This is a genomic window from Dokdonia sp. Asnod1-B02, assembly GCF_045063955.1.
Lineage (GTDB): Bacteria > Bacteroidota > Bacteroidia > Flavobacteriales > Flavobacteriaceae > Dokdonia.
In genome coordinates this window covers 943,037-966,930 of the sequence record NZ_JBEFNW010000002.1, presented here as the reverse complement: position 1 = coordinate 966,930, position 23,894 = coordinate 943,037, and the positions used below count along the sequence as shown (strand labels likewise).

General features: G+C 38.3%; 20 protein-coding genes. 8 read left to right on the top strand and 12 right to left on the bottom strand.

All coding sequences use genetic code 11. The annotated features are described in order from the left end of the window. Position 1 precedes the first annotated feature (1 nt). From ACJJVU_RS04410 to ACJJVU_RS04400, 3 genes are all read right to left on the bottom strand, one after another. Positions 2 to 3,250 carry an efflux RND transporter permease subunit gene (locus ACJJVU_RS04410; protein ID WP_379952774.1) on the bottom strand — a complete coding sequence of 1,083 codons (3,249 nt, stop codon included), beginning with the start codon at positions 3,248 to 3,250 and terminating at the stop codon, positions 2 to 4. A 1-nt stretch (position 3,251) separates the two neighbouring features. Continuing rightward, complete coding sequence (locus ACJJVU_RS04405; protein ID WP_405222689.1) at positions 3,252 to 4,388, bottom strand: efflux RND transporter periplasmic adaptor subunit; 1,137 nt, start codon at positions 4,386 to 4,388, stop codon at positions 3,252 to 3,254. Between the two features lie 336 nt (positions 4,389 to 4,724). Then, positions 4,725 to 6,635, bottom strand: a complete 1,911-nt coding sequence (locus ACJJVU_RS04400) for an ABC-F family ATP-binding cassette domain-containing protein (protein ID WP_405222686.1) — start codon at positions 6,633 to 6,635, stop codon at positions 4,725 to 4,727. 82 nt (positions 6,636 to 6,717) lie between these two features. On the opposite strand from ACJJVU_RS04400, the gene ACJJVU_RS04395 reads away from it, so the two are divergent. After that, positions 6,718 to 7,110, top strand: a complete 393-nt coding sequence (locus ACJJVU_RS04395; protein WP_405222683.1) for a DUF983 domain-containing protein — start codon at positions 6,718 to 6,720, stop codon at positions 7,108 to 7,110. 13 nt (positions 7,111 to 7,123) lie between these two features. Here ACJJVU_RS04395 and ACJJVU_RS04390 read toward each other — a convergent pair whose 3' ends face one another. The 7 genes from ACJJVU_RS04390 to topA all read right to left on the bottom strand — a co-directional run bounded on the left by ACJJVU_RS04390 (position 7,124) and on the right by topA (position 16,738). Continuing rightward, a complete protein-coding gene (locus ACJJVU_RS04390; RefSeq protein ID WP_405222680.1) occupies positions 7,124 to 8,182 on the bottom strand; it encodes an NAD(P)/FAD-dependent oxidoreductase in 1,059 nt (352 codons plus the stop codon). 129 nt (positions 8,183 to 8,311) lie between these two features. Continuing rightward, the gene (gldN, locus tag ACJJVU_RS04385; protein ID WP_108877002.1) at positions 8,312 to 9,202 is read right to left on the bottom strand and encodes a gliding motility protein GldN; all 891 of its coding nucleotides are present in this window, start codon (positions 9,200 to 9,202) and stop codon (positions 8,312 to 8,314) included. A 13-nt stretch (positions 9,203 to 9,215) separates the two neighbouring features. Next, complete coding sequence (gldM, locus tag ACJJVU_RS04380) at positions 9,216 to 10,781, bottom strand: gliding motility protein GldM (protein ID WP_379952779.1); 1,566 nt, start codon at positions 10,779 to 10,781, stop codon at positions 9,216 to 9,218. A gap of 47 nt (positions 10,782 to 10,828) precedes the next feature. Continuing rightward, complete coding sequence (gene gldL / locus ACJJVU_RS04375) at positions 10,829 to 11,464, bottom strand: gliding motility protein GldL (protein ID WP_339849787.1); 636 nt, start codon at positions 11,462 to 11,464, stop codon at positions 10,829 to 10,831. A gap of 78 nt (positions 11,465 to 11,542) precedes the next feature. Further along, complete coding sequence (gene gldK / locus ACJJVU_RS04370) at positions 11,543 to 12,913, bottom strand: gliding motility lipoprotein GldK (RefSeq protein WP_405222675.1); 1,371 nt, start codon at positions 12,911 to 12,913, stop codon at positions 11,543 to 11,545. A 108-nt stretch (positions 12,914 to 13,021) separates the two neighbouring features. Further along, positions 13,022 to 14,188: a formimidoylglutamase gene (locus ACJJVU_RS04365; RefSeq protein WP_013751172.1), complete on the bottom strand. Its 1,167-nt coding sequence runs from the start codon at positions 14,186 to 14,188 to the stop codon at positions 13,022 to 13,024. Positions 14,189 to 14,191: 3 nt separating this feature from the next. Then, positions 14,192 to 16,738: a type I DNA topoisomerase gene (gene topA, locus ACJJVU_RS04360; RefSeq protein WP_405222671.1), complete on the bottom strand. Its 2,547-nt coding sequence runs from the start codon at positions 16,736 to 16,738 to the stop codon at positions 14,192 to 14,194. Positions 16,739 to 16,767: 29 nt separating this feature from the next. On the opposite strand from topA, the gene ACJJVU_RS04355 reads away from it, so the two are divergent. Then, positions 16,768 to 16,899 (top strand): hypothetical protein, encoded by a 132-nt coding sequence (locus ACJJVU_RS04355; protein ID WP_339849795.1) that lies wholly within the window; start codon positions 16,768 to 16,770, stop codon positions 16,897 to 16,899. Here ACJJVU_RS04355 and ACJJVU_RS04350 read toward each other — a convergent pair. Together ACJJVU_RS04350 and ACJJVU_RS04345 are read right to left on the bottom strand one after the other, a co-directional pair. Further along, entirely contained in the window at positions 16,884 to 17,654 is a 771-nt protein-coding gene (locus tag ACJJVU_RS04350; RefSeq protein ID WP_405222668.1) for a hypothetical protein, read from the bottom strand. The genes ACJJVU_RS04355 and ACJJVU_RS04350 overlap by 16 nt on opposite strands. A gap of 51 nt (positions 17,655 to 17,705) precedes the next feature. Continuing rightward, on the bottom strand, positions 17,706 to 18,638 hold the full coding sequence (locus ACJJVU_RS04345; protein ID WP_405222665.1) for a lipid A deacylase LpxR family protein: 933 nt from the start codon (positions 18,636 to 18,638) through the stop codon (positions 17,706 to 17,708). 127 nt (positions 18,639 to 18,765) lie between these two features. On the opposite strand from ACJJVU_RS04345, the gene miaB reads away from it, so the two are divergent. The 6 genes from miaB (at position 18,766) to groES (ending at position 23,870) form a co-directional block, all read left to right on the top strand. Then, positions 18,766 to 20,217, top strand: coding sequence for a tRNA (N6-isopentenyl adenosine(37)-C2)-methylthiotransferase MiaB (gene miaB / locus ACJJVU_RS04340; protein WP_013751166.1), 1,452 nt, complete (start codon positions 18,766 to 18,768; stop codon positions 20,215 to 20,217). A 108-nt stretch (positions 20,218 to 20,325) separates the two neighbouring features. Further along, positions 20,326 to 21,594, top strand: a complete 1,269-nt coding sequence (locus tag ACJJVU_RS04335; RefSeq protein ID WP_013751165.1) for a sigma-54-dependent Fis family transcriptional regulator — start codon at positions 20,326 to 20,328, stop codon at positions 21,592 to 21,594. A 52-nt stretch (positions 21,595 to 21,646) separates the two neighbouring features. Then, on the top strand, positions 21,647 to 22,159 hold the full coding sequence (locus ACJJVU_RS04330; RefSeq protein ID WP_405222660.1) for an LptE family protein: 513 nt from the start codon (positions 21,647 to 21,649) through the stop codon (positions 22,157 to 22,159). Further along, positions 22,159 to 23,082, top strand: coding sequence for a hypothetical protein (locus ACJJVU_RS04325; RefSeq protein WP_405222657.1), 924 nt, complete (start codon positions 22,159 to 22,161; stop codon positions 23,080 to 23,082). The genes ACJJVU_RS04330 and ACJJVU_RS04325 overlap by 1 nt, the downstream gene beginning before the upstream one ends. 6 nt (positions 23,083 to 23,088) lie before the next feature. Continuing rightward, positions 23,089 to 23,430 carry a preprotein translocase subunit SecG gene (gene secG, locus ACJJVU_RS04320; protein ID WP_108877017.1) on the top strand — a complete coding sequence of 114 codons (342 nt, stop codon included), beginning with the start codon at positions 23,089 to 23,091 and terminating at the stop codon, positions 23,428 to 23,430. Between the two features lie 164 nt (positions 23,431 to 23,594). Further along, positions 23,595 to 23,870, top strand: a complete 276-nt coding sequence (gene groES / locus ACJJVU_RS04315) for a co-chaperone GroES (RefSeq protein WP_013751160.1) — start codon at positions 23,595 to 23,597, stop codon at positions 23,868 to 23,870. Positions 23,871 to 23,894 lie beyond the last annotated feature (24 nt).

Here is a 23,894-nt window from a genome sequence, read left to right as displayed (position 1 = left end):
ATTAAACGATGTCTGTATTATGTGGTAAAGCTGCGTGATCTTCTTGAGCATCATTCTCTGCCTCTTCTTCCATCTCTTTTACTGCTCGCTCTTGATTTTCTCTAGGAGTTTTACGTCCCATAATTAATCTATCTGTTGTAGTCTTTGCCCAGTTACTAAAGGAAAGAAAGATAGGTAACATCACAAGGGTAAGTATCGTGGCAAAACCAATTCCATAAGCAATAGAAATCGCCATTGGTATTAAGAATTGTGCTTGTCTACTTTCTTCAAAAATAAGCGGTGCAAGTCCTGCTATCGTTGTTATAGATGTCAAGAAAATTGCTCTAAAACGTGAACGCCCAGCATCAAAAATAGCATCATCAAAAGTCATCCCCTCTCTAAGGTTTGTATTAAACTTACCTATCAATACGAGGCCATCATTCACCATAATCCCTACGAGCGCGATAATACCTAACATAGATAAAATATTAAGTGGAAAATCGTGTATCCAGTGTCCCCACGCTACTGCAGGAAGACTTAAAGGAATCAAGAGCAATAACATTAATGGCTGACTATAACTTCTAAAAGTAAATGCAATTACAATGTAAATAAGCGCGAGTACAGTGAGTCCTACAGGCTTTAAAGATCCTGTTAATTTACCCGCTTCTCTATTCTGACCTTCATAAGATGGTGTTACCGTAGGGTACTTTGATAAGATGTCTGGCATTACGTTAGATTGTAAATCTGCCATCACATCTGTAGCACTTACCTCTTTCGGGTTCTTGAGATCTGCAAGTATTTGTATCTCTCTCCTTCCTTCTAGGTGATTAACAGCAACATCTCCTCTTTCTATGGTATAACTTGCAATCTCATTGAGTGGCACTTTTGATCCACTAGGAGTAAGTATACGCATATCATCAAGATTTGTAATAGAAGATCTATTATCACGATCATAGCGTACCCACACTCTTATTTCATCTTGCCCTCTTTGAAAACGCTGCGCTTGTGATCCAAAGAATCCTGCGCGCACTTGCGTCATTACTGTTTGTAAGTTAAGACCAAGCGCATAAGCAGACTCGTTAAGCTGAAGTCTTATTTCCTTAATTCCTGCTGGATCATTATCTGTTATATCCTTGAGCACAGGATTGGACTCAAGAGATTGTTTTAATTCTGCCTTTGCTGCTTTAAGCTCTGCAATATTATTTCCAAGTAAAGAAACTGCTACTGGACTTCCTCCAAAGTTTCCTCCACCACCATACACGAGACTTTCATTTCCTATTACTGGACCTACTTTCTCACGTATCATATTACCCACTAGAATGGAAGTAATATCGTTAGGCCTTTCCTCACCAGGTAGTAAGTTTACACTCAATGTAGCTGTAGAAGTACCAGGACCTAAAGTTTTGATAATATTCTCAAACAATGGTCCGTCTATCTCGCTTTTATATTTTTCTGAAAGCTCTTTATTTACTTCGACAGCTCTCATTTCAATCATAGAGATAATACTATCTGTAACGCCCGCATTTGTGCCGTTAGGCATGTTGAGAGTTATACGCACATTATCACTTGCAACGTTAGGAAAGAATGCTCCCCTTATAATCCCAGCTTGAAAACTTCCTGAAGTCAATAAGATAAAAACAATGAAAAAGGAGAACATCAAAAACTTATAATCAAGTGCAAAGCGCAAAGTAGGGCTATACACTTTATCACGTAACCACACCATTATACGATCACCAAACTCATTGACATATCGCAGCTTTGAAAATAAATTTGCAATACCTTTTTTAGGGCGGTTATCTTGCTTTTTCAAAGCCTTAGAGTGCGCAAGGTGCGCTGGAAGGATAATAAGAGCCTCTACTAATGATACCGCTAGGGTAAGCATAACTATTACAGAAACCTCCCCAAAAAACTCCCCTATTCTACCATCTAAGAATAAGAAAATACCAAAAGCAAGAATAGTCGTTAATATCGCCGAAATAATAGGAGGCAATACTTCCATGGTACCATCCACCGCAGCTTGCACTGGTGATTTACCACGTTCATAATGCTGATAGATATTTTCGGCAATTACAATACCATCATCTACTAGAATACCAATAACGATAATCATCCCAAATAATGATAGCACGTTTATGGTTACATTAAAATATCCCGCAAGCATAAACATTCCTAAAAAGGCCACTGGAAGTCCAAAGGCTACCCAAAATGCAAGACGTGTATTTAAAAATAATGAGAGAAATATAAGTACTAGTATCATCCCTACAACCGCATTCTCTGTAAGTAAGGCAGTACGCTGTACAAGTGTTATAGATAAGTCATTTACAACGGCAAGTTGCACGTTGTTGTATTTGTCATTAAAATCTGCGATGTACTCTTTTGCTTTCTCTGCAGCACCTATAAGGTCTTCTGTGTTTGTAGAGGTAATAGATACATTAACAGCAAGATTTCCATTGAAGTAATTTGCATTAGGTGTTTCAGAAAAGCGGTCTCTTACGGTTGCAACATCTTTAAGACGTATCGTTCTTCCGCTAGCGTCAGATCTTACAATCACATTAGAGAGTTCGTCGCCATAATAAGCCCTGTTATTTGCTCTTATGAGATACTCCTCTGCTTCTGTTTTTATAGATCCTCCCGTAGTAAGAATATTTGATCTACTTACAGCTTGAGAAACATCTGCAAACGACAGATTATAAGCTAGCAAGCTATTCTCGTTTACGGCGATTTCGATTTCCTCATCAGGATAACCTGATACGTTTATTTGTGAGATACCCTCAATTGCTCTTAGGTCATTCTCAACCTGCCTCCCTATCTGCTTAAGCGTAGCTAGGGTCACATCTTCTCCACTTATAGAAAAAGATATAGTCTGGCGTATTGCTTCTTGTTTTGCCACTACTAGTGGCTCCATACCAGAAGGAAATGATGGTACTCGATCTACAGCATTCTTAACTTCAAGAAGCATAAAATCGATATCCTTCCCTTTTTCAATCTCTACATTTATATTTCCGCTATTCTCTCTTGAAGTAGAAGTTACACGCTCTACACCGTCTAAGCCTTTAAGGTTATCTTCTATTTTGAGTACAATACCTTCTTCAACTTCCTGAGGAGATGCTCCAGGGTAAACAACAGTAATGTTTATGTTTTTTGAATCTACAAGTGGAAAGAATGAAGACTTTAATGACAAGGCTCCAAATATTCCAAAAACCACAAACATTAATACCACTACGTTTACGGCTACGTGGTACTTTATGAAGTACTCTATAATTTTACGCATCTTACTCTGCTGGTGCTTGTGATGAATCTTTCTCTTGGTATATTTTTACAAGCATACCTGCATATGCTCCTGGAACTGGCTTGCTTACTAGCTTTGTCCCATTAGGCACTCCTTTTACAACAACTTCTTTATCTGAGAAGTATACTGGTTTTACATCGATAATGTCAAGAATTGAATCTCTTACAGTAAAAACTTGATTATTTGGCTGTAACAATCCTCTTGCTATTGCAATCGCATCTGTCTCCTCTTTAGCTTGGAGCACAGCCTCAAGATAAACACCTTCTCTAAGCGCACTATCCTTTACTTCTATGTATGCATTTATAGTTTGTGAAGCTTGATCTATATTACCGTTTACTCTTGTCACCTTCCCAGTGTAAGATTGATCTCCATCTATCGTTGTAAGGGCTACTTCATTGCCTACTTTAAGCAAGTCTGCATAATTCTTACTTATTGCAACTTCAAGCTCATAAACACTTGTGTCAATAAATTCACCTAGTTTTTGGCCTGGGCGCACTAAAGTTCCCTCAGTAACCAATGCCTCGGTTAGTATTCCTGTAAAAGGTGCTACTATATTGTACTTCCCAAGTCGTTGCTCGAGGTTCTTTACATTATAGTAAGAAGTCTGAATGTTACGCCCTGAGATAAAATAACCTTCCTTTTCTGAAGTAATTTCTGGAAGTGTAGGAGTAGATTTATTTACATCGAAGTTATTAATATACTTCTGCCACTTAGGGTAAGCCTCTGGATAGTCTAATCTCAAATCTGGCATGATAGCCGTTATTTGATTAAACAAGGCACTTTTTTGTGATTGCACAGATGCATAATATTCTGCGCTATTTAAACGTAATATGGTTTCTCCTCTTCTATAGGTTTGACCAGGCTTAAAAAGTTTGCTACCCTTTTGCAATATACCTTGCACCTCCGAGAACACCTCTAACCTGCGCTGTGCTACAAGATTACCATTTGCCGAAATCTCCATAGGCACAACACCATTAACAACGTCTTCTACAAAGACTGTTTTAACCACCTTTTCTGGTTTTGGTCGTGTACGTTGGTTACTAGCAACAATTGCCTCAGAAGCAAAGAAAGCGCCTATTATGAGTACTACTCCTAATAGAGAAAGGATGATTTTACGCATCGTAATTTTTTTGGTTGAAAATGACCTAATGATCAATACGCAAAGCTAACCATGTCAAGGCGCGACAGTTGTTAACGATGTCTTAAAAAATCTCATAGCTCGTTAAACGACAAAAAGCACTAGCTACACCTAAAATACTGATTCCATAGCGGATACAACATGAAGAGTCTAGAAGCGACTTCTCAACCCTAACACTCTCATTCTTAACAAAAACCAAATAACACCAGACAACATCTTTAAAAAAATGCTCTTTAAAAACAAAACCCCACTTAAATAGTGGGGTTTATGAGTTATGTAGTGTTATAAGTACGCTTTCGCGAAAGCGTAACTAAAATTTTAATTCAAAGCATCTAGCTCTTCAGTGATTTTGCCCCAATCTTCCATATATCCATCTAGCTTCTTTTTCTTACCGTTGTAATTATCAAAGAAGTCTGGCTTTGCCACGGTCTCATCATAATTAGTTGCTAGCTCTGCGTCAAGTTGCTTTACTTCTCTTTCAAGCTTGTTGATATTAGACTCCACCTTACTCAACCTATTATTAAGGGACTTGAGCTTCTTCTGATCTTCGTATGATTTTTTTGAACTTTTTACTGGAGCTTCTTTTTTGATGACGTCTCTCTTTTCTATCTCGCGTAAGTTAGACACCTCGCGCTGTTCAAGATAGTAATCTACATCACCTAAAAACTCACGTATGCGGTGGTCTTTAAACTCATAAACGCGATCTGTGAGTCCTTGCAAGAAATCACGATCGTGAGATACAACAATAAGTGTTCCTTCAAACTGCTTAAGACTATCCTTTAAAACATTCTTAGATTTTATGTCGAGGTGGTTAGTAGGCTCATCCATCACAAGCACATTAAAAGGCTGTAACATCAATTTTGCCAGTGCAAGCCTGTTACGCTCACCTCCAGAAAGTACGCGCACATATTTATCTACCTCCTCTCCTCTAAAGAGAAAAGAACCTAGAATATTACGCACAAGCGGTCTTGTGCGCTCATCTGCCGCATCAATCATTGTTTCCTCCACGGTTTTTGATCCGTCTAGGTATTCTGCTTGATTTTGAGCAAAGTATCCTATTTGCACATTGTGCCCTAACTTTACATTACCTTGATGCGCTAGTTCTCCTACTATAATTTTGGCAAGTGTAGATTTACCTTGACCATTTTGACCTACAAAGGCAGTCTTTGTATTGCGCTCTACAAGTAAATCTATCCCTTGCAGTACTGTTTTATCACCGTAGCTTTTCTCAACATCGTTTGCCTCTACTACCACTTTGCCCGGAGTAACAGATACAGGGAATTTTAACGTCATCACACTATTGTCATCCTCATCTACCTCAATACGATCTATCTTATCAAGCTTTTTGATAAGTGATTGCGCCATAGTAGCCTTAGATGCTTTTGCACGGAATTTCTCGATGAGTTTCTCCGTTTGCTCTATTTGCTTTTGCTGGTTTTTCTGAGAAGCAAGCTGCTGCTCTCTTAACTCACTGCGTAATACTAGGTATTCTGTATAGGGCTTTGGATAATCATAAATACGACCTAAAGAAATCTCAATAGTTCGATTTGTAACATTATCTAAGAACATTTTATCGTGCGATACAATTGCCACAGCTCCAGAATATCCTTTTAGAAAGGTCTCAAGCCAGATAATAGATTCAATATCTAAGTGGTTTGTAGGCTCATCCAGCAATAATATATCATGGTTTTGAAGCAATAGCTTTGCAAGCTCGATACGCATGCGCCATCCTCCAGAAAATGTATCTGTGAGCTTATCAAAATCTTCGCGCTTAAAACCTAGTCCCTGGAGTATACGTTCTGTCTCTCCTTTATAGTTATAACCTCCATGCACCTCGTATTGATGTTGCACATCGTTAATGTCAATCATTAACTGGTTATATCCTTCACTCTCATAATCTGTACGAGTAGCTAGCTGACTATTAATCTCATCAAGTTTACCCTCTAGCTCTTTAATTTCCTTAAAAGCTTCATAAGACTCTTGAAGAACAGTTCTTCCTTCTACAAAGTCAATATCCTGCTTTAAAAAACCTATACTTATCTCTTTTTCGATAGCTATAGATCCAGTATCATAAGGTTGCTCGCCAGAAATAATGCGTAACATGGTAGACTTTCCAGCACCATTTTTACCTACAAGTCCTACACGATCTCCTCCATTAAGACGGAAGGTGATTTCTTCAAAAAGATATTCGCCTTGAAATGAGACAGAAAGGTTATGAATATTAAGCATAAGGAGATAAGTAAATATTATGATTTATAAAGTTTGAGGACTGCAAAGATGCTTAAATTTGTACTCATAAACCAAGGAGATTATGGGAATTCTAAAAGGCACTAAACTTAACAGCATTATTAATGGTAAATGTCCTGTTTGCCATAATGAGTCCATGTATAAAAACCCAAATCCATATATACTTTCAGAAACGCTTAAAATGCATGAGCGTTGTTCTCATTGTGACACAAAATATAAGATAGAACCTTCTTTCTTTTATGGCGCTATGTATGTGAGCTATCCAGTAGGGATTGCTTTTGCAACGGCTGCCTTTGTAATAACATACCTGTTTTTTGAGGCAAATCTTGTAAATTCTTTTATAGCGATTGTAGGAACCATGATTGTTTTCATGCCTGTAATTATGCGACTATCCCGCAATATATGGATCAATTTCTTCATGAAATACGACCCAGCCAAAGATCAACTGTCAAGCTAATTAACACACCAGACTACCTGAATTTTTTAGGAAAACGCATCACATCCACTTCTGCGGGTAGTGCTTCTTGATATTCTAAAAAGTTATAAAGATACTTTGCAAGTAATGGCCCTGCCATGATTCCTCTTGTGCCTAAGCCATTTAATATTGCTAGCTGATTGTAGATAGGGTGAACACCGAGCAGCGGCCTTCTATCGCCGGTTGTAGGGCGCACACCCGCCTCTTGATCGACAACTTCATAGGCAACATTAATTAGTGCGTCAAGCTTCTCTAAAAGCTCTTCACGAGCTACTGTTGTAGTTTCCCATTCTTTATCTGTCCAATTATAAGTCGCACCTACTTTATAAAGATCGTTTCCTAAAGGAACGATAAAGAATGAAGATTTTATTGCTGCATTTAATTGTAATTGTGGAGCACTGATAATTATGTATTCTCCCTTATTACCAACTAATGGCAATTTCCCGAAGTAAGGATTTTGCTTCACTCCATAACCTTCTGCAAAAACAATTCGAGAGGCTTTGTAACCATCATAGGTGACTGAAGATTCTTGCAATTGTAATAAGTCATAATCAAATACCGCTTTCGCGAAAGCGGACTTACCAGCAAGGTATTGCTCATAACAGGATTGAAGTTTTGTGATTGCCACTCTACCCGTCTCCAGCACTTCTCCATAATGAAATGGCGCCGAAATCTCCTCACGTTCTTCCTTTACTATCGCAGTTTTCACAAACCGATCCAACCCAGGCTTATCACTTGCCGTAAACCAATTATTTTGATCTTCGATAGAGTGGAATACTTTGCGCACGGGCAATTCATACATGAATGACTCGCCAAGTTTCTTTTCTAAAGTTCTAAAATAAGGGATTGCAAGATCAAACTGCTCAATGGCTTTCCAGGGCAGAGAGTAACGTTTTAATATTACTGGATTGTATAAACCAGCTGCTACGCGACTAGCACCTTCTGTACCTTTGTCTATGACAATAAAAGTCTTCCCATTGCGCTCACACTCTTCACAAAATGCGATGCCTGCCAGCCCAAGACCTACGATAATATAATCTACTTCTTTCACCATACAAAAATACAAGAATAGTAGGCTCACAAAGTGCGCATCGCCATCCTATTTATAAGTCTGAAAATTATAAAATAAAAAAGCCACCTAAACGTATTGCTTAGGTGGCTTATATTCTAATTGGAAATTAATCTAGTAATTCCAAAGATCTTGTTCAATATCTCTAATACGTTCTTTGATACGATCTGACTCTAGTAATTGCATCATTGAGTTATCATTGATGTACTCCTTAACCTTACGGTCACCTTGTACGTTATCCTCTTTATAAATAGTCGCGTTAAAACGTCTACTATTTAACAAGTGGTCAAATGATATAGGCATTGATGTGTTCTTACGGTTAAATGCTTTTGCATTGTGCAGTACTTCACGAGCTCCTGGAAACCATATCCAAAAAAGTTCAATATCTGCTGCACTTGAATCGTCTAAGAAGTTTACATCACCAGAAACTGGAGCAATACCTAACAAGCGGTACTTAAGTTCTCCTTGACGCTTGTCGATATACCAGTAACCACGTATGTGGTATGCGTTGATGTCATAAGCAGTAATTTCTGTACGTTCAATGTTATAATCAGAAATAGATTCTCCTGCATTTAATTGATCATATCCAGCATCAGAAGTATCAATCTTTACCATTGCGGCAGAAAGATCTCCTAGTTGAATTTTTTCTGTAAAATATGAATCTCTGTAAATAGCATCAATCTTTCCATTTTTAATATTCTTAACAAGAACATCAAAAAGCGAACGACGATCTGACCCCATATTGATGGTATCAATAGGATAGTACAGAGGGAAATTTACGCGTTCATCAAGATCAACAACCTCCCAAGTGTTTTTTGCCCATAATACGTCACGCTTTTCTACGTAACCATATGGCAATGGATTGTCGTTGTCCTTTGCTTTTTGCTCTTCGGTAACTTCAAACATTTCATCCGGCGTTTTTGCATTAAGGATATTTCCTTGTGCAAATGCTGGAACTGCCATCAATAGACCGAGTGCAACAAAAATTAAACGTTTAAGACTCATAATTACTTTTATTTTAGTTTGCTAACTCAATGATGATTGGAGAAACTGTCTTCAATCTATATCCTGAGTTACCTTGTATACTTGCTTTAATATCAAAGATCTGTACTGTAGATCCTCTTTTTGCACGCTTTAGTGCAGATTGTGCTGCTCCATTAAGCTTATTTCCTTGTACAGAAACCGTAGCCGCATCTCCTGCTCTAAATTTGAAACTATTAACTCTTAAGTTAAGATCAAAGTCAAAATCTGGAAGACTAGCTCCTATTGGCGCTGCTGCAACTGTATTTCTAGGCTTCTTTAAGTTACCACCGTCATCACCTCCTAAAGTTCCCACTGGACGTGGAATATCTTTAATACGGAAAACAGCTTTATCTGAAGCACTACCTCCATCAGGAAGCTTTGCAGTTACATTAATCGTTACTTCACGTCCTTGACCAGGAGTCATTGAATAGCTAGTTCCAGATCTTTTAGAAAGACCTGCTCCAGATGCAGAGACTGCATTATCTGACACGCCAGCAAAAGATATCGTCATTGGGTTTGCAACACCACGATATACTACATTCATCTTATCTGCAGCGATAGTTGCAGAGTTAGGCTTGTTAATCGTAGTAAAAGCTTGTTCAACTGGAACTTCGATTTCCTTACCATCTTGAGGATAAAATAATGATCCCGTAATTTTGTGATCACCTACACCTCCAGTGTTTACACCTAAAACAAGTTTACCACCATCGAAAGAAACTTTATCAGCTGGGATTGCACGTCCATCTAATTTTAATTCCACTCTAGAAGGCTTAGTAGAAGAATCTACACGACCCAAAGAAAGAACACCATCAAACGTTGATCCTGTGTAATAAGCACCTTTTGAAGTTGTCATTACAGTTTCATAGTTGTTTAAAGAAGCAAGTTCTTTAAGATTACCAGAAAGTAATTTTGACAATAATTCATTCTCAACAACTTTAATGTCATTTTGTAATTGAGACATTTTAGTTAAAGAAGATACTGATGGAAATCCTACGTAGTTATAAGATAAATAATCCTGAGTAACTTTTGCTCCATCTCCTTCTCCGCCTGTGACGATAGGAGCTGTACTAAAATCACTTTGAATTTGCGCCGCAAGCGCTTCATTATCTCCTGCAAGTTTCAACATCCCTTCTCGGTAAGCATCCATCTTTGCAAGAAATTCTTGTCCAGTTGGCGATACTTTACCTCCCTTATAATAACGCTCATCGATAAAGTTAGACTTATCCATAGCTTCATAATCCTTAGGGTCTTTTACTTCAGCCAAAAGTGCTGCTTTTTCAGAAGCTAAGTATGCGAAATATTCATCTCCAAGAGCTTTAGCAGATTTTGCTGTTGCAGCGGCTGCTTTAAACTCTTCGTTTTCATTTGCTTTCTTAGATATATCTGCTAATGCAAGATCATTCTTTGCTTCAAACGTCGCATTAGAACGATCAAATTTTTCGTTTATTGAACCAAAAGCAGACAATACCTCTTTAGACATATTTAGTGCTAGCATTGCTATAAACACTAAATACATTAGGTTAATCATCTTTTGCCTTGGGCTTTGTTTTCCTCCTGCCATTTTTTAAATTTTAGTTGTTAGTTTATTAATTGTGTAAACAACTAAAATTAGTTTTTGTTCATTGCAGAAAGCATTCCACCATATACTCCATTTAACGAAGAAAGGTTTGTAGCAAGACTCTCCATTTGATCTTTAAGCTTTCCAGCATTTTGAGTTACTTGCTCGTTGATTTCTGCTTGACGGCTAGAAGACTCTACTTGTACTTTGTAAAGGCTATTTAAAGACTCCATTTGAGCTGCAGCAAGTGCCATCTCTTCAGAATATTTTTTAGTAGAAGACATTGCATCTGCTGTAGGTGCAATTCCTTTAGCAGCACCTTCGAAGCTACGTATGCTAGTTCCTAAGCTTGTCATAAGCTCAGAATCAATTTTTGCTTCTTTAAGCATGTTATCTAACTTTTTAGATAATTGAGCTTCTGCTTCAACAGGAGCAACTGCTTTTTTCTTTGATCCACTTGCACCACCTGCAAGTTCTGGGTACACTAATGCCCAATCAAGCTCATTATCCACAGGTTCAAATGCAGAAATAGCAAATACTACCGCCTCCGTAATTAGACCAACAATAAGCATCTCGTTACCGAAAGGCCAGTGCATTATTTTGAATAAAGCACCAATAATTACTACTGCTGCTCCTAGTCCGTAGACCATATTCATTAATTTCTTTCCAGTTTTTGATTTAGCCATGTTAAATAGGTTTTTTAGTTTAGTTAAGTAAGTTAATTAGATTAAGTAATTGTTATAATTTGGGAATTATTCAATTCGTTATTTCTTCGGCTTTCTAAGGTTGATTTTTTCATCAACACCCATAAAGTCCTGCACGGTTCTAAAACCGATATAACTACGAGCAGAGTCTTGATACTCATAGTCACGTGAGCTTACCTGTAGGAAGTAAGCAACATCTTTCCATGAACCACCACGTATAACTTTACGACGATTGTCTTTGTCATTTACGTTAGGGTTAATAGTAGACATATATTCATAAGAAGCTGGATCGTAAGAAGAAGCTACCCACTCTGATACATTTCCTGCCATGTTGTACAGGTTGTAATCATTAGGTTCGTAAGCATCTGCCTCTACTGTGTATAACGCTTGATCTGCGCCATAATCCCCTCTTAAAGGTTTAAAGTTTGCAAGGAAGCAACCTCTATCATTCTTTGCATATGGACCACCCCAAGGGTAATCACCACTTTCTAGTCCGCCACGAGCGGCATACTCCCACTCTGCTTCACCAGGAAGTCTAAAACGGTTTACAAATTGTCTCTTCTTAGATTTCTGATGAGCGTTCTTGTACATCGTTCTCCACTCACAAAAAGCTTTTGCTTGCATCCATGTAACTCCAACAACCGGATACTCTCCGTATGCATCATGCCAGAAATAGTCATTATGCATAGGCTCGTTATATGAGTATGCAAAATCTTTAATCCACACCGTTGTATCAGGATAGATTTTTACTGTTTCTGTTTTGATATGATCTTTACGACGACCGCCGTTTTTCTTTGCTGCTTCTTGAATATCAAGATATGTATAGCGGAATTCTAATTTATCAACGTCAATAGTGCGCTGTCCATTATAAGCCTCTTCCATAGGGATGTACATGGTATCCATCACCTCAGCATAATACTCATCTGGATATTCTGAAGTATCCCAAATGATATCAAGATCTTTATTAAGCTTACGACCTTCAAAACCAGTCTCTCCTAGTCCGAAGTAATTATCATACATGTATTGCTCGTAAGGCGTCATATTCTCAGGATCTGCATCGCTAAATGCAAACTCACCTATACCACCATTACCAGGAGTCTCCCCAAGCTCATCTGCAAGGATTGCAAGTTTTGTGCGTACTGTAGAATCACGTACCCACTCTACAAACTGTCTGTATTCTTCGTTAGTGATTTCTGTTTCGTCCATGTAGAAAGAGCGCACAGTCACCGTTTTAGTAGGAGCATCATTTACCGCAGCAAAGTCATCATCACTCTTACCCATTATGTAAGCACCTCCAGAAACGAGGGTCATTCCATAAGGTTTTTCAGGGTTCCATCGCTTGCCTTTGGCACCGACGAGTTCCCCTCGATCGCCTTTGCCACAACTAGACAGCAAAGCTACTATCGCAATAAATGCAATATACTTTTTCATAGGATATTAGGTTAAGTATTCTAAAGTTAAGGGCGTAAACCTATTTATTTTATTTGTAATAAACAATTTATTCGCCAAAAATAATCATTTCATCGTTGAAACACATTGTCAAATTTCGTTTTTCTTCCTTGCCTTGAACCAACGCTCAGGGATGTTTTGGTTACAAGCATCCAGATAATCTTGGTATGTGCAAGGTAATAACGTGTGCCTTTTTAATTTATTATTCAAGCCCATAATAAATGGAATCTCAATCCACCATCTGGCTGTTTTTTCGCTTTTATAAAATGTTAACACTTCATCTTCAATTGGAACTTGATACGTAAGAAAATTTCCTTTCTCAATATCCATGTTTTCGCTTGCGCGAAAATTTACTCCCTCAATAAAGTACCACATCATTTGAGCAACGAGCATCGCGGCTTTTTCCTCGTGGGCGTCATTCTTATATTCAAAAACTCCAAAAGAAGTCACCTTATCGCTTATACCTGCATATCGAGCAATAGTACATATCTCCTTGCCATCAAACCCGTTAGGCATTTTATTATACCTAGTACTTAGCTCACTACTGCGCACAGCGTTTAAGTCTATCGCAACAAGATCTGCATCTCTCATTACAGGCTCCACAATACTCATCATAGCCGAAACATTTCCTAATCGGTAACTATCAAAATATAACTTATCCATCAAATCTATTTCCTCCTGAGGATTAAAATAGGTTTGATACCCTATATTTGAATAGTTGAAAAGATTATATGGTTTCTCAACAATAATCTTCCCTACGTACGATTTATTATGGATAGGCTGGCTCGCATCTCCTAAGTCAAAACGACTATCTACATTCACCACATTTACCATTTGATCCAACTTATCGTAAGATCTGTAAATAGGATACACCAAATCTTGGCTTCCTCCTATGTACATAGGTACAATTCCCTTCTTAAAAAGAGCTTCGTTAACAGTTCTGATGGCAAAATAGGTGTCATCTACACTTTCTCCTCCGTGAATGTCACCCAAATCTGCAATTGTTGTGTGCCAGTTACCAGGGAAAAGTTCGTAAAAAGTGGTCCTAAGTTCTGTAAATGATAATGATTCTCCGAGGTTATTTTGATCACGCCTGTTTTCGCGCAAGCAAATAATAGCTACTTGCACACCCTCTAGATCTGGCATTCCCAACTCCTCACTGTGTAATCTAATGTTATTACCTAGTGATTGATGATGTTGCAATTGTATATGCGCAAGCGCAATTTCTGGTATAGGGCTTAGCACCTCAAAGGCCATATATTACTTCTTTTTTGCAGTCGTTTTTTTCTTTACAGGCGCCTTTTTCTTTGCTGGAGCTTTCTTTTTGGCCGGAGCCTTCTTCTTTGCTGCTGCTTTTTTCTTAGGTGCTTTTTTCTCTATGTACGCCTTGATTTCATCTAAGGTTAACGCTGCTGCGTCTATATCCTTACTTAGCTCAATTTTAGTCTTTCCCTTAATAATATTAGAACGACCCCATCTTGCTTTTTCTACACGTATACCTTCTTCTGGGAAGTCTTGAAGTACTTTATCAATTTCCTTCTGCTTCTTCACTTCAATAAGCTCTACGATATCATCGTCAGAAAGATTGTCAAAGTCGTACTTCTTATTGACATTAATAAACATCCCGTTCCATTTTATAAATGGCCCGAAACGCCCTGTTCCTTTTTGAACTGGAAGGTCTTCATAGGTATAAATAGGAGCATCTGCCTTTTGCTTCTCTTTGATATACACAATAGCTTCATCAAGATCTACATCCATAGGGTCTCGACCTTTAGGTAATGAAACAAAGGTTGCCCCAAACTTCACATAAGGACCAAAACGACCATTATTTACAGACACTTCTTCTTCTTCAAAAGTCCCTAAATCTTTAGGCAGTTTAAACAAGTCCATCGCTTGCTCATAAGTCAGGTTTGCCAGCGTTTGATCTGGACCTAAACTTGCAAAACGTGGCTTTTCCTCATCTTCTACAGAACCTATTTGCACCATAGGTCCAAATTTCCCTAGACGAACACTTACCGGCTTACCACTTTCTGGGTCTTTACCTAAAATACGCTCACCTACCTCGCGGTCTGCATTTTTCTCTACGTCTTTTACATGCGGATGGAAATCCTTGTAAAAGTCCTTCATCATCTTTGTCCACTCCTGCTTACCCTCTGCAATATCATCAAAATCTGCTTCGACTTTTGCTGTAAAGTTGTAATCAAGAATATTTTCAAAGTGCTGTACAAGGAAATCATTTACTACCATTCCCACATCTGTAGGAACTAGCTTTCCTTTATCTGAACCTACCATCTCTGTTAAGGTTCTATCTTTTATCTCGTTGTTTTCAAGACTCAAGACATCATACGCTCGTTCTTTACCATCTACAGTACCCTTCTCCACATACTTACGATTTTGTATCGTAGTAATAGTAGGTGCATATGTAGACGGACGACCGATACCAAGCTCCTCTAATTTCTTTACTAGAGATGCTTCTGTATATCGATACGGTGGTCTTGTAAAACGTTCTGTTGCGGTAATGTAAGAATTGAGTAATGTTTCTCCCGTTTTAAGATCTGGAAGTAATCCAGTCTCTTCTTCATCTTCATCATCATGACCTTCAAGGTAAACCTTTAAGAATCCTTCAAACTTTAAAATCTCTCCATTTGCAGTAAAGTTATCTGTTCCTGCGCTTGAAGCTATCTGCACATTAGTACGCTCTAATTGCGCCTCACTCATTTGTGATGCAATAGCTCGTTTCCAGATCAAATCGTATAAACGCATTTGATCACGCTCCATATTTACAGAATGCTTAGAAAAATCTGTTGGGCGTATCGCTTCGTGAGCTTCTTGTGCTCCTTTTGATTTCCCTTTATAGTTACGTTCCTTATGAAATCCCTTACCGTAAGCAGCTAGTATTTCTGCTTGAGCACCGGCTTTTGCATCTTTAGATAGGTTTACACTATCTGTTCTCATATATGTAATGTGCCCTGCCTCATAGAGACGTTGCGCCATATTCATTGTTTTACTAACAGAGAAGTACAACTTTCTACTTGCTTCTTGTTGCAATGTAGAAGTTGTAAATGGTGGTGCTGGTGATTTTTTGGCTGGCTTTTTTGTGAGCGCATCTACTTTAAAAGTCGCCTTCAAGTTTTTCTCAAGAAATTCTTGTGCTTTTTTCTTAGTAGTAATGTTTTTAGGAAGTTTTGCTCTAAAAGATTTTCCATCTTCTGTAGTAAACTCAGCGTCTATTCTATAAGAAGCTTGTGCTTCAAAGTTTAACACCTCGCGCTCACGCTCTACAATAAGTCTCACAGAAACAGATTGCACTCGCCCTGCCGAAAGTCCTCCTTTTACCTTTCTCCATAATACTGGTGAAAGTTCGTAACCCACAAGTCTATCCAAAACTCTACGCGCTTGCTGTGCGTTTACAAGATCATAATCAATCTTGCGAGGATTATCGATTGCTCTTAAAATAGCAGTTTTTGTAATCTCGTGAAAAACAATACGCTTAGTACGGTCTGGTGTTAACCCGAGCTCTTGCTCGAGGTGCCATGCAATGGCCTCACCCTCGCGATCCTCATCACTTGCTAGCCAAACCATATCGGCTTTTGCGGCTAGTGACTTTAGATTTTTTACTACCTTTTTCTTATCGTCAGAGACTTTATATTTAGGAGTAAAATCTCCATCTACATCAACGCCTAACTCCTTAGAGGGAAGGTCTGCTATGTGCCCAAAACTACTCTCAACTTTATAGTCAGAGCCTAGAAATTTTTCTATTGTTTTAGCCTTTGCAGGTGACTCCACAATGACGAGATTCTTTGCCATACATCTTATTTTTCAGGGTACAAAAGTAGATGTTTTATTTATATCGCAATCCGCAAGGGCATTATTTCTGTGATATTTCACTTTTTGAAGCATCGCAAATCACTGTTTTATGGAGTTGTTACGCTTTCGCGAAAGCGGACTATTACTACACACCTATCTGAGCAATCATATCTTCATCTTCTGTAAAACCAACCACATCTTTATATATAAGGTAAGCCGGCAAATAGACAACAGAAACGGTTGCATACACACCTATGAAACAAGCCATAACCCCAACAACAATAGCTAGAAAACCAATAACAAGACAAGTTCCAAAGGTAATTCCCCACTTTTTATTCCCTAGTGCAAAAGCTGCTTTGTAGATATCGTTTACGGACCAATCAGGATTAAAAGCAAATATCACAATGGCAAATTGTAACGGCACCAACACATAAAACAATGGAATTATAAAAAACAGGGCGGCTAGCACAGCAATCCCCACTTGCATCATTGAAAGCACTAGCACCTTCTTGAGATACTTTTTCTTGATAAACATCCCGAAACCTACTCCGCGATCTCCACTTCGGTTGCGGTCTTTCATACGTATGATTCTGTAAAAAGCTGCTTGAAGTGCAAAGTTGACTACAGACATAACCACTAGAATCACTAAGTACATCACCATCATAAAAATTAAAGCAATGACACCTACCTCATCATCATTGTAGGAGACATCACCATATTCTATAAAAGCACCACCTAAGCTCATAGGCAACATGACCGCCATAGACACTCCCCAAGAAACAGCAATCGTTAACACTTGCATAAGCAAGCCCTGAAGCCATACTTTTTGAAACAAATCAATCGCTCGGCCAAACAATCCTCCAAAATCTACATGCGGTGCTTGTCTAATTTTGACAAGCATATCTGATAATATCATTCTTTATCTTTTATTACAGTCGTAAAAATATAAGATTAATCGACAGCCAGATTAAAATCTTCTAGCAAATTGCAAGGCAACATACTGGCTTCTACCTTCTCGCTTTGTCTCTCTTGTTCTAAAATTGTAAACGATACTATAAAGATTATTTTCTCCACGGTACGTAATTCCAGATTTAAAGGATAATACGGTTGATACTATGGGTAACGTAAAGGGAGAATCATCTCCAAAGGGATGCCCTTCAATAAGTGCATTAAGTAATACATACTCTGCGCCCACTCCCGCAAAGCCATAAAACTCATGCTTACCTCCCAATCTCCCAAAAGCCGAAGAGCTAGCTACCACATTACGATTCCCTATATAAAGAAGCGCTTCTTGTCTTGCAAAAGCTCTTCGTGTACCTAGCGCCACCGTAGACTGAAGTGCAACATTTTTAAATAAATTAGAATTTTTTAACCGATAGTCTTTAACGAAAGTCCCAAAGCCGTTAAAATGCACACTATTACCTATCTCACCCTCCCAAACGGGTATAAATTCATTGATAAGTTCGTGATAAGCAACTTGTATATCTCCTGCCTTAGACTGCTCTCCCGCAAGTCCTAGCTCTGCGTCAATTTTAAAAAGCACATCTTCTTGCGCTTTTGAAACGGAGCCTCTTACAAAAAGATACCCTGCATAAGGACGTTCAAAAAAATCAAAATTAGTTTCAAAGAGTTCTCTAGGCGTGTAGGTTTCCTGACCTAACATAAGATCTAACTGCAGCGGATACTCTTGTTTTTTAAAAATAAAGTCTCCTTGTAATTGCCTACTATAACTTAAGAATGTCCCTGCTGTATAATAACGATCTATAGCAAAAACAAAGTCGTTATCATGCTGCACAGCGATTTGCTGCAACAATCGTTGTGCTTTAGTCTCCTCAACAGATTGAGAATAAACGGTCTGAATGACTAGTAACAGCAATAAGATAAATAGTTTATGTAGCAATCTTCGGGTTTTAAAAAAGCAAATAACGAGAATTTTATGTAATTCTTGGCGTCTGCCACTTTGTCACAACTCTACATTAGACGTATCTTTGCATAATCCTTGACAAAGATTTTGGACGAATAAGCAGATGGAAAAAATAATAGAAGAACACAAACAAGGGGAAGCGCTTACATTAGAGCGCAAACTTGAGAATACAAAAAAGCTTTTTATAGAAAGTTACGGTTGCCAGATGAACTTTGCAGATAGCGAGGTGGTGGCTTCCATTCTTGCAAATGAAGGGTATAATACTACTCAAATTCTTGAAGAAGCAGATCTTGTGCTAGTAAACACTTGTTCTATACGTGAGAAGGCAGAGGTAACTGTACGTAAACGCTTAGAAAAATATCAAGCCGTAAAGCGCAAGCAAAACCCTAATATGAAAGTAGGAGTGCTAGGCTGTATGGCAGAGCGTCTTAAAAGCAAATTTCTTGAAGAAGAAAAAATAGTTGATCTCGTAGTAGGTCCAGATGCTTATAAAGATATTCCTAACTTACTTAGCGAGGTAGAAGAAGGTAGAAATGCAGTAAACGTAATCTTATCTAAAGAAGAAACTTACGGAGATATCTCACCAGTACGTTTATTAACTAATGGTGTTACCGCTTTTGTATCAATCACTCGTGGTTGTGATAATATGTGTACGTTCTGTGTCGTTCCTTTTACAAGAGGTCGCGAGCGTAGCCGTGATCCTCAGTCTATACTTGAAGAAGTACAAGATCTTGCTGAAAAAGGTTTTAAAGAAATCACATTACTTGGTCAAAACGTGGATTCATACTTATGGTATGGCGGCGGACTCAAGAAAGATTTTGACAAGGCTAGTGAAATGGCAAAAGCTACTGCGGTAAATTTTGCGCAGCTCATGGACACCGTTGCAAAGGCTCAGCCTAAAATGCGCATACGTTTCTCTACTTCAAACCCTCAAGATATGACGCTTGATGTAATAGAGGTAATGGCAAAACACAAGAATGTATGTAATTACATTCACTTGCCTGTGCAGTCTGGAAGTGATAGAATTTTACAATTAATGAATCGCCAGCATACAGTTGCAGAGTACAAAACGCTCATTGATAATATTAAAAATCTAATCCCTCATATTGGGATTAGTCAAGATATGATTACAGGTTTCCCCACAGAAACCGAAGAAGATCATCAAGGAACACTTGACCTTATCAACTATGTAAAGTATGATTTTGGTTTTATGTTTTATTACTCTGAGCGTCCAGGTACTATGGCAGAACGCAAGATGGAAGATGACATCCCACTAGCGATAAAAAAGAGACGTTTACAAGATGTGATTGACTTACAAAGAGCAATCTCTAGAGACAACTTACTTCGCTACCAAGATCAAACGGTAGAGATTCTTATAGAAAAGGAGTCAAAAAAGAATAAAGATGAGTGGAGCGGTCGTAATGATCAGAATGTCGTTGCCGTTTTCCCTAAAGGGGATTACAAAGTAGGCGACTTCGTTAATGTAAAAATTAATGAATGTACGACAGGGACACTTATAGGTGAGGCAACAGGCTACGCAGCGTACTGGCAATAGAAACACAAAGTACTGTGCTAGCAATAGTCTTTTGAGAATAACGCTTTCGCGAAAGCGTAACACAATTTATACTAATCAAATAGATACCCACTGTAATGGGCGTTTACTATGGAAGGAATACAAACCACAAAACAACGATTTGGTATCATAGGAGATAATCCTGCACTAAATCGCGCTATCGAAAAAGCTATACAAGTGGCTCCTACAGATATTTCTGTACTAGTGACAGGAGAATCTGGAGTAGGTAAAGAGAGTGTCCCGCGCATTATACACTCACTTTCTCATAGAAAACACAATAAATATATTGCTGTAAACTGTGGAGCTATCCCAGAAGGAACGATAGATAGTGAGCTTTTTGGACACGAGAAAGGTGCATTTACAGGTGCAACTTCTACAAGAAGCGGATACTTTGAGGAGGCAGATGGTGGGACTATATTTCTAGATGAAGTGGGAGAGTTACCGCTACCTACCCAAGTACGTTTATTAAGAGTTTTAGAGAATGGAGAGTTTTTAAAAGTAGGCTCTTCAAAAACACAGAAAACAGACGTACGCATCGTTGCAGCGACTAATGTCTCGATGTTTGAAGCTATCCAAGAAGGGAAGTTTCGTGAAGATTTATTTTATAGACTGAGTACCGTAGATATCCCGCTTCCTCCACTGAGAGAGCGCAAAGGAGACATTCATTTATTGTTTAGGAAATTTGCATCAGACTTTGCTATGAAGTATAAGATGCCAACGATACGACTGTCTGAAGAAGCAGTACAACTTCTAGTTTCATATCGCTGGAATGGAAACATACGCCAGCTACGTAACGTAGCCGAGCAAGTATCTGTATTAGAAACTAACCGTGAAGTATCGGCTGCAACTATAAGCAACTATCTTCCCGACACAGGATCTAGACTTCCTGCCATTGTAAAGTCACAAGAGAAGTCTGACTTCTCAAACGAGCGTGAGATTCTATACAAAGTCCTCTTTGACATGAAAGCCGACTTGAATGATCTGAAAAAACTCACACTCGAGTTAATGAAAAATGGAAATACCTCAGATGTACGCGAGGAGAATGAGAGCCTCATTAAAAAGATTTATGACGATGATGACGACTCATATGAGACCGTAGAAGAAGTAATGGACGTACTACAGATACCTCATAAATCACAAGCACAAGCTCCTACTCCACCTCAACCAGAACCTACTGCAGACCCATATCATTTTGCAGAAGAAATTGAGGAAGAAGAAACACTATCGCTACACGATAAAGAGCTTGAACTTATCAAGAAATCACTAGAACGTCACAAAGGCAAACGCAAAGTAGCCGCTCAAGAACTAGGCATAAGCGAGCGCACATTATATAGAAAAATCAAGCAATTTGATTTGTAACAATAATAGTATTGTACCAAAGTTCAAAAATTATCGTTTTATCATACACCACATGAAATCATTTAACAACTTCATCATTTTAATTACAACAGTCTTTTTAATTCAAGGCTGTAGCGTGTATTCATTAAGTGGCGTGTCTATAGATAAAGAAGAAACGTTTGAAGTTCGCTTTTTTCAAAACGAGGCTGCTATAGTAGAACCTGGAATCGATAGAGAGTTCACAGAACAGCTAAGAGACATTATCCAGAACCAATCACCTTTAGTACTTACAAACAGTAATGCAGATGTAGTGTATGAAGGCGAGATAATAGAATATTACATTGCTCCGCAAGCTTCTACTTCAGAAAATCTAGCAGCACAAAACCGACTTACCATTACAGTAAATGTTCGTTTTTTTAATAATACTCGGGAAGATGGTGAGTATGATTTTGAACGCAGGTTTTCATTTTTCTCAGATGTGCCTGGTGAAACACAGTTAGTAGGTAGCGCACTGAATACTGCGCTAGACGAGATTTATGAGCGTATTACTCAAGATGTATTTAACGCATCACTAGCTCGCTGGTAATGACTACAGAACAATACACATATTTACTAGAACATCCTGACCAGATTAATACTGAGCAGACAAGCGATTTGCGCACTATCATTGACGCATTTCCTTTCTTTCAAAGTGCTCATGCGCTGTATCTAAAAGGATTAAAAAACCAAGAGAGCTTTGCTTACAACAAAGCATTAAAGCGCACAGCTAGCCACACAGCAGATAGAGCCGTACTATTTGACTATATCACGTCAGAGCATTTCTTACAGACAGCGGTAAGTACTCAAATAAAAGATCAAGAAAAACAACTACGATCTCTAGAAGTCACAGATGCACAAGATGTATCTATTCTAGTCGAGCAAGAAGAACAAGCAAAAGCATCGCAAATTCTTGATCCAGATTTATTTGTAGAAAAGAAAGACTCTATTATGACTAGAGCAAAGGCGGAGGATACGCTTCAAGTAGGCAAGCCATTACCTTTTACAAAATCTGAAGCGCATTCATTTTCTGAGTGGTTACAGCTTTCTTCTTTTCAACCCATAGATCGCTCATCTACATCTGATGACAAAGAGGTTCCTGCTCCTACTCCTACAAAAGAAGTAGTAATTAAAAAGCAAACTACAACCGCATCAAAATCTGATAATGAGGAAACTACAACTAAAGTTTCGCGAAAGCGAAAACAACAAATTATAGATTCCTTTATAGAAACAAATCCGAAAATTGGAAATATAAAGTCAATACCGGCAGATAAAAAGAAAACAAAAAAAGAATTTCTATTTTCTTCTGATGCCTTGATGACAGAGACTTTAGCACGAGTTTATGTCGAGCAAAAAAACTTTCCAAAAGCAAAACAAGCATACCGAATTTTAAGTTTGAAATATCCAGAAAAAAGTGGTTTCTTTGCAGACCAAATTCGAGCAGTAGAACAACTTGAAGAACAAAAAGATTAAAATATTATGAGTACTACGTTTTATATATTTTTAGGATTGATCATTATAGTAGCTTTCCTTCTTATTGTCGTTATTATGGTGCAAAACCCTAAAGGAGGCGGATTATCTTCTTCTTTTGGCGGTGGTGGAACACAGCAAATGGGTGGCGTTCAGAAAACAACAGATTTTCTTGACAAAGCAACATGGGCACTAGCGACTATCTTATTAGTACTTATTCTTGCTAGTAACCTAAGTATTTTTGACGGTACTATAAGAAGCGAGTCTCAAGTTTTTGATGCAGATGCTGTAGAACAAACTACTCCTGCTCCAGAGCCAGTAAGTCTTCCAGATAATGGAGGAGATCAATAGACTCTCACAACATAACATATTAAAGAGCCAGCTATTTTAGCTGGCTCTTTTTTGTTATGCAAATTTGTCAGTGCATGATGAGTGGCATAATTTCTGTCTTTTACGCTCGCGTAACCAGTTAAGGGTTACAATAACAATTCAACTCAATAATTAAATCTATAACAATGGCAATTAAAATCAAACCATTAGCAGACCGCGTTGTAATCGAGCCTGTTGCGGCAGAAACTCAAACAGCATCTGGTTTATATATCCCAGATAGCGCACAAGAAAAACAACAAAAAGGCAAAGTAGTAGCTGTAGGATCTGGAACTAAAGATCACGAGATGACAGTAGTCGTAGGTGATACAGTTATTTATGGAAAATACTCAGGTAGCGAACTCAAATTTGACGGAGTAGATTATATGATCATGAAAGAGGATGATATCCTTGCGATAGTATAATACCGCAATATGCTATAAGCTTTA